Annotated in this window: 4 protein-coding genes and 1 pseudogene; 3 read left to right on the top strand and 2 right to left on the bottom strand. The window is 36.6% G+C overall.

Going from position 1 to position 5,699, the window contains the following annotated elements:
* Positions 1-475 precede the first annotated feature (475 nt).
* Both F6K54_RS43560 and F6K54_RS39200 read left to right on the top strand, forming a co-directional pair.
* Positions 476-673 (top strand): annotated as a pseudogene (locus tag F6K54_RS43560) (hypothetical protein); the annotation flags it as partial.
* A 484-nt stretch (positions 674-1,157) separates the two neighbouring features.
* Positions 1,158-1,763 (top strand): nitroreductase family protein, encoded by a 606-nt coding sequence (locus tag F6K54_RS39200; RefSeq protein WP_293089641.1) that lies wholly within the window; start codon positions 1,158-1,160, stop codon positions 1,761-1,763.
* A 198-nt stretch (positions 1,764-1,961) separates the two neighbouring features.
* Here the strand turns inward: F6K54_RS39200 and F6K54_RS39195 are convergent, their stop codons facing one another.
* The gene (locus tag F6K54_RS39195; RefSeq protein ID WP_293089639.1) at positions 1,962-2,375 is read right to left on the bottom strand and encodes an IS200/IS605 family accessory protein TnpB-related protein; all 414 of its coding nucleotides are present in this window, start codon (positions 2,373-2,375) and stop codon (positions 1,962-1,964) included.
* A 471-nt stretch (positions 2,376-2,846) separates the two neighbouring features.
* Positions 2,847-3,128, bottom strand: coding sequence for a transposase (locus F6K54_RS39190; protein ID WP_293089637.1), 282 nt, complete (start codon positions 3,126-3,128; stop codon positions 2,847-2,849).
* 260 nt (positions 3,129-3,388) lie between these two features.
* Here F6K54_RS39190 and glyA point away from each other — a divergent pair, with 260 nt between their 5' ends.
* On the top strand, positions 3,389-4,666 hold the full coding sequence (glyA, locus tag F6K54_RS39185) for a serine hydroxymethyltransferase (protein ID WP_366558370.1): 1,278 nt from the start codon (positions 3,389-3,391) through the stop codon (positions 4,664-4,666).
* Positions 4,667-5,699 lie beyond the last annotated feature (1,033 nt).

The raw sequence follows: 5,699 nt of genomic DNA, 5'->3' as shown, positions 1-5,699 counted from the left end.
TGCAAATGAGAAACTAAAAAATTATTCATTACTATTTTGCTATACGCAATAGTAGTCTCAAACCTTTGATTAGACAAAATTTCCATCTACTATCATTCTCTCAAAATTCTCCGAAGACTCCACCGAGAGAAAATCACTAACTTATCGCAAATGAGAAACTAAAAAATTATTCATTACTATTTTGCTATACGCAATAGTAGTCTCAAACCTTATTTAGAAAAATAGCCGTTGGTGAATCAAGCTATGAAACCTAAATTTGGCAAAAGATAAAATACTTTGAGTTAATAGTTAGGTAATAGCCATTAAAGCACAATCATAGCCAAAATAATCAACGCCGAAAAAGAGAAAAGAGATTCTCATCAAACAGAGGAAAATATTAATTCTCTCTATCTAGGTTCCTATAGTTTTATTCCAGAGAATGCTAAATACTTTTGTGGTAGAGATAAATTTGTAAAAAAATTGGTTAAAGGATGTTAAAGTCAAGAATCTTATTCCAATTTTAGGCACATCAAAAAATGGTAAATCTTCAGTAGTTTTAGCAGAATTAGTGCCTAAATTAGCAAAAGCAAAAAATTGGTTGTTTACATATCTTCGCCCTGGAAAAAATCCTTTCTATGCTCTTGCTAAAGCTTTAGTCATACTCTATGTTCCAGAAATAAATGAAAAAAAATGAGATACTGAAGCCAAGAAGCTAAAATTTTTACTTGAAAATCAAACCACTTCATTATCATAAATTATTGATAAAATACAGCATAATCATCCACAGAATCGTATTTGAATTATTGCAGATTAATTTGAACAGATATACACCCTATGTGATGACAATAAAGTAGGATACAAATTTATTAATGCTCTCTTACAAACATTTCACAACACTACATAAAAATTCTATTTTTGATCTTCTATTCCCTTTCTCCTGTTCCCTACGCGAAAGGTTTGGGTACTTTACTCTCCAGTATGTATTCCTATACAATCGGAATTTAATGACTAGCTATTTTAGGACTCAAAAATTAGGTAGATTATTTGATCCTAATTTCAGGTAGAATTTAACAAAACCGTTGCCTACCAGATGGAACCCAAATCAGGAGACTTAGTTTTTCATTTTCTGGACAAACTCAGTTTCTCAAACTTAAACCTATCAAGAGGAGTTTTACTCAATGGATACCCTAGACACAATTTATCAACGTCGCGCTGTTAAAGGTTTCGATCCTAACCATAAAATAACACCTGAAGAAGAACAAAAACTTTTAGAAGCAGCAATTCAGGCTCCCACCAGTTTCAATATTCAACATTGGCGTTTTGTTATTCTTCGAGATCCAGAATTACGACAAAAAGTCCGAACAGAACTTGGTTTCGATCAAGCTCAAATGACAGAAGCTTCTTTACTAATTCTCTTTACAGGAGATATGAAAGCTTGGCAAAAAGAAGTTAGTCGTTATTGGACTAATGCTCCAGAGCAAGTCTCTAATCAAATGGTAGGTATGACGGATGCTTTCTATAAAGACCGTGAATGGCTCCAGCGAGATGAAGCTCAACGTTCAATTGGTATGGCAATGCAGACCTTAATGTTAACAGCAAAAGCAATGGGTTATGATTCCTGCCCGATGATTGGTTTTGATATTGAAAAACTAGCAGAATTGATTAATTTACCCGAAGATCATGTAATGGGTCCTATGGTAGCCATTGGTAAAAAAGTTAAAGAACCTTGGCCAAAACCAGGACAATTACCATTGAGTGAGTTAGTGATTGAAAATAAATTCTAAAAGTCAATTAACCATAGCTCCGCTACTATAAACTAAATCTCTCAGCCCTACACTGGCACTTAAGGTTTTCAGTGTGGGGCATATAGTTCATAAAAATATAGCCAAATATGACATATTCTTATTTTGCAGGCGTTACCCTGACACTCGTGTTAGCGAAGCTCCTCCGGAGGAGGCACTACAACACCCTCTATCCCATGGTCAAAAACATTTGGGACTGCTTTTCTCATTATGTTCAAAGAACTGTTCACGTGACTCATTGATTAACCCTTTGCTTGCGGTACAATACAAACCTCTTTTTATTCTTTTTCCTGAAAAAGTGACTTGATTTTTCTTCCCTTTTTTGTAAACTGGAATCAAATCATTATCTATAAAACTTGCTTTTGACGTATAAGATTCTTCAGTAAGAATTACTTTTATCCCTACCATCCCGGCTTTATAAGATAACATTTCAATTAACTTATTATAGGGGACACAGACAAAATTTTGATTGTTTCTTTTCCCTAAGTTGATATTCTGCTTCCAGCCTTCATTGTGGCCAATTATCAAAGTTCCTATCTTCTTATTAATCAAGGTATCAATAATCAAACGAGATGCAATACGCGAGATAATCATTGATTTTAAATTCTCTTTTATTAGAAAGCTTTTTTAGTCTGAGGCTTGACTGATTTTCCCGGAGTTGTGATTGCAGGAAGCTGCTAACTTTATTATAGTATTGATTGATAGATTTTAACGGTCTGCCATTTATCACTCTTGGGTTTGACTCCGGCTTGATTAAAAGTTAATGTAGCTAGATTATTTAATCCTATATCAATACTGGCACAACGATTTTTTTCTAGCTCGTATTGTTTTTCTGTCGCTTTATAAATTACCTCTATTACATAATGGTTAAGTCTAGGGACGAGACGAACTTGCTTGATTTTTGAAGTAGGTACTAAAGTTTTTAGATAAATCCCAGTTTTACTCGGATTAATAGTTCCTTGTTTAAGTTGCCTCTTGCTTATGGCTTGTGCTGTATAAACTACAATATTTCTTCGGTGTTATTTGATTTTTATATCCAGGAAGACGAGGACGAGCGTTAAACTTTCATGGGTTCTCTTTATAAACTTCGTTCGCTGCTAAAAAGCTTTTCCAGTTTCTATCTATTATCATCAAGATTTGTTGAGATACTTTAACTGGCATTGCTTGATAGTCTCCTTGAGATTGAAGTGTTTTTTGAAGCTGATGATAGTCAAGATAAATCTTTTCAAAGACAAAAGACTGACGAATTAAATAATTAGCATAGTTATAGAGATTTTTAGACAAGAAACAGAGTCTGTCAATTTCAGGATAAAACCGATGATTTTTTGTATGGGATATGTCTCTCAACTAATCTCATAAATCAAGGGGTTAAAATTACATTAGGATTTGAGTATTTATTAATCTTTATTATTGTGATTTGGCCTTTAATTATCACCTAATTCCATCATACCATTAAATATATTGGAGAGAGTTATTAAATTTTGTCAAATATTTAGTAGCTCTTTTGTACAAATCAACGAAGATATTTAATATTATTTGACTATATACGACTATATTTATTGAGAACATTTACTATACTTTTAATGTAGCCACAAAAAAGAATAAACATGATTAACGCTAACTTTCTAGCTGATACTGACCCCCTAGTCGCCGAATTAATTCAAAAAGAATACGGACGACAACAAGACCACCTAGAACTAATTGCTAGTGAAAACTTTACCTCAGCAGCAGTAATGGCTGCCCAAGGTTCCGTACTCACCAACAAATATGCCGAAGGTCTCCCAGGTAAACGTTACTACGGTGGCTGTGAATTTATAGACGAAATCGAACAAATAGCCATAGACCGTGCCAAAGAATTATTTGGTGCTGCCCATGCCAATGTACAACCCCATGCTGGAGCGCAGGCCAACCTTGCCGTGTTCCTCACCTTGTTGCAACCAGGGGACACCATCATGGGAATGGACTTATCCCACGGCGGACATTTGACCCACGGTTCTCCAGTTAATATTTCTGGTAAATGGTTCAATGTTCATCACTATGGTGTCAGTCAGGAAACAGAAACTATAGATTATGACCAAGTTTTAGAATTGGCAAAGCAACATAAACCCAAACTACTAATTTGTGGTTATTCTGCCTATTCTCAGATAATTGATTTTGAGAAATTCCGGGTGATCGCCGATGAAGTTGGAGCTTATTTATTAGCAGACATTGCTCATATTGCTGGTTTAGTGGCAACGGGTCATCATCCTAACCCCATTCCCCACTGCGATGTAGTCACAACTACTACTCATAAAACCTTAAGGGGACCACGAGGCGGTTTAATCCTGACTCGCGACCCAGAATTAGGAAAAAAACTGGACAAGTCAGTATTTCCCGGAACTCAAGGGGGTCCGTTAGAACACGTTATTGCAGCTAAAGCAGTAGCATTCGGAGAAGCTCTGAAGCCAGAGTTTAAAGCTTATTCTGGTCAAGTGATTGAAAATGCTAGTGCCTTAGCAACTCAACTGCAAGAACGCGGATTAAAAATAGTTTCTGGTGGTACGGAAAATCACGTTATGTTGGTGGATCTAAGATCAGTAAGTATGACAGGGAAAAAGGCAGATAAATTGATGAGTGGAGTTAATATTACTACTAATAAAAATACTGTACCTTTTGACCCACAATCTCCTTTTGTCACCAGCGGCCTCCGACTAGGTTCTCCAGCAATGACCACAAGAGGTATGAAAGCTCCTGAATTTACTGAAATAGGCAATATTATTGCGGAACGGTTACTCAATCCAGAAGATGAAGGGGTAGCTCAAATGTGTCGAGATAGGGTAGCATCATTGTGCGATCGCTTTCCCCTTTATCCTCATCTTATGGCTAAGGTTCCCAGTCTAGTCTAAATAATTTTGGATGGACAGTTGAGGAGAGGATTTTTCAGAAGTTGAGGTGTTATGTATAGCACTATAGTTTTAGTGACTATACATAAGTTTTTTGACTTCTCCCCGCGATAAATCGACGGGGATTCTAAAAGGATACTGCGATTGGGGGTTAAAACCGCATTGCTTCGTGTCTTTATTAGCTGACCTGAATTTTTACTTCAGGGGACGAGTCAAAACGCCCCTAGACACTCGACTTAAATCAAAATTAAGTGTCGTGCTTACTTCTTAATTCAGTGCACGGCTTTTCCCAAGAAAGAAAAAGATAGGATGGATTTTAATCCATCGAGTCGCATTTCATCCATCGCTTCAAAGACGATGGCTTTCATGCTCCGGTGTTAATTTGGTAAATTGGTAACTTAATAATTTGGGATTGATTTCTAGTGCAACATTTAACCTACTCAAAGCTATATACCTTGAATCTGTATAGCATCACCAGTTAAAGTGATGGCTGTTGCCGGCAAAGTCTTGTTGTCAAGCAACAAGACGCATAGTTTTTTTTAAGGTTTGGAGGCCCGTAGCCTACTCGTTCCCCGCACTGTGGCGTCTCACAGTCCATTATTTAATGTCGCTTAACTTACGACCATTTATCTTTGGATAAATTTTAGTTCTTGGCCTGGCTGTAGTGTTCGCTTGTCAAACAAGTTACTAACCATAGAGTATTAGACTTTATTTAATAGTTTTTGTCAAAGAATTGATTGAGCTTTCGACGAACCCTTTTAAAGCTACATAACTAGGGCTTGCTGAAAAAGTCTTATGGGTGAAGGTAGGAGACAGGAGACAACCCACCCCTAACCCCTCCCAGGAGGGGGACAGGAGAAATGGGAATTTGGAGGAGGTAGGAGTAAGAATTTTCCCAAGATGGTTCTGCCCAACTCTTGACCAAAATCCTGAATTTTTGAACCATTACCACCTAAAACCTCGCACTTTTTCCAGATCTAAAATTGCTCAAACCAATATCAGTCAATAAGCGCGATATTTAATCAGCAAACCCTAA

Origin of the sequence: Okeania sp. SIO3B5, assembly GCF_010692555.1 — a bacterium.
Classification (GTDB): Bacteria; Cyanobacteriota; Cyanobacteriia; order Cyanobacteriales; family Microcoleaceae; genus Okeania.
Note: the sequence above shows the minus strand (reverse complement) of the source record. Positions and strands in the feature narration are given on the sequence as shown.

What these genes read in the sequence shown, in the direction of transcription:
- F6K54_RS39195 (WP_293089639.1), bottom strand. Translation starts at nt 2,375, where the DNA reads ATGATTATCTCGCGTATTGCATCTCGTTTGATTATTGATACCTTGATT.
- glyA (WP_366558370.1), top strand. Translation starts at nt 3,389, where the DNA reads ATGATTAACGCTAACTTTCTAGCTGATACTGACCCCCTAGTCGCCGAA.
- F6K54_RS39200 (WP_293089641.1), top strand. Translation starts at nt 1,158, where the DNA reads ATGGATACCCTAGACACAATTTATCAACGTCGCGCTGTTAAAGGTTTC.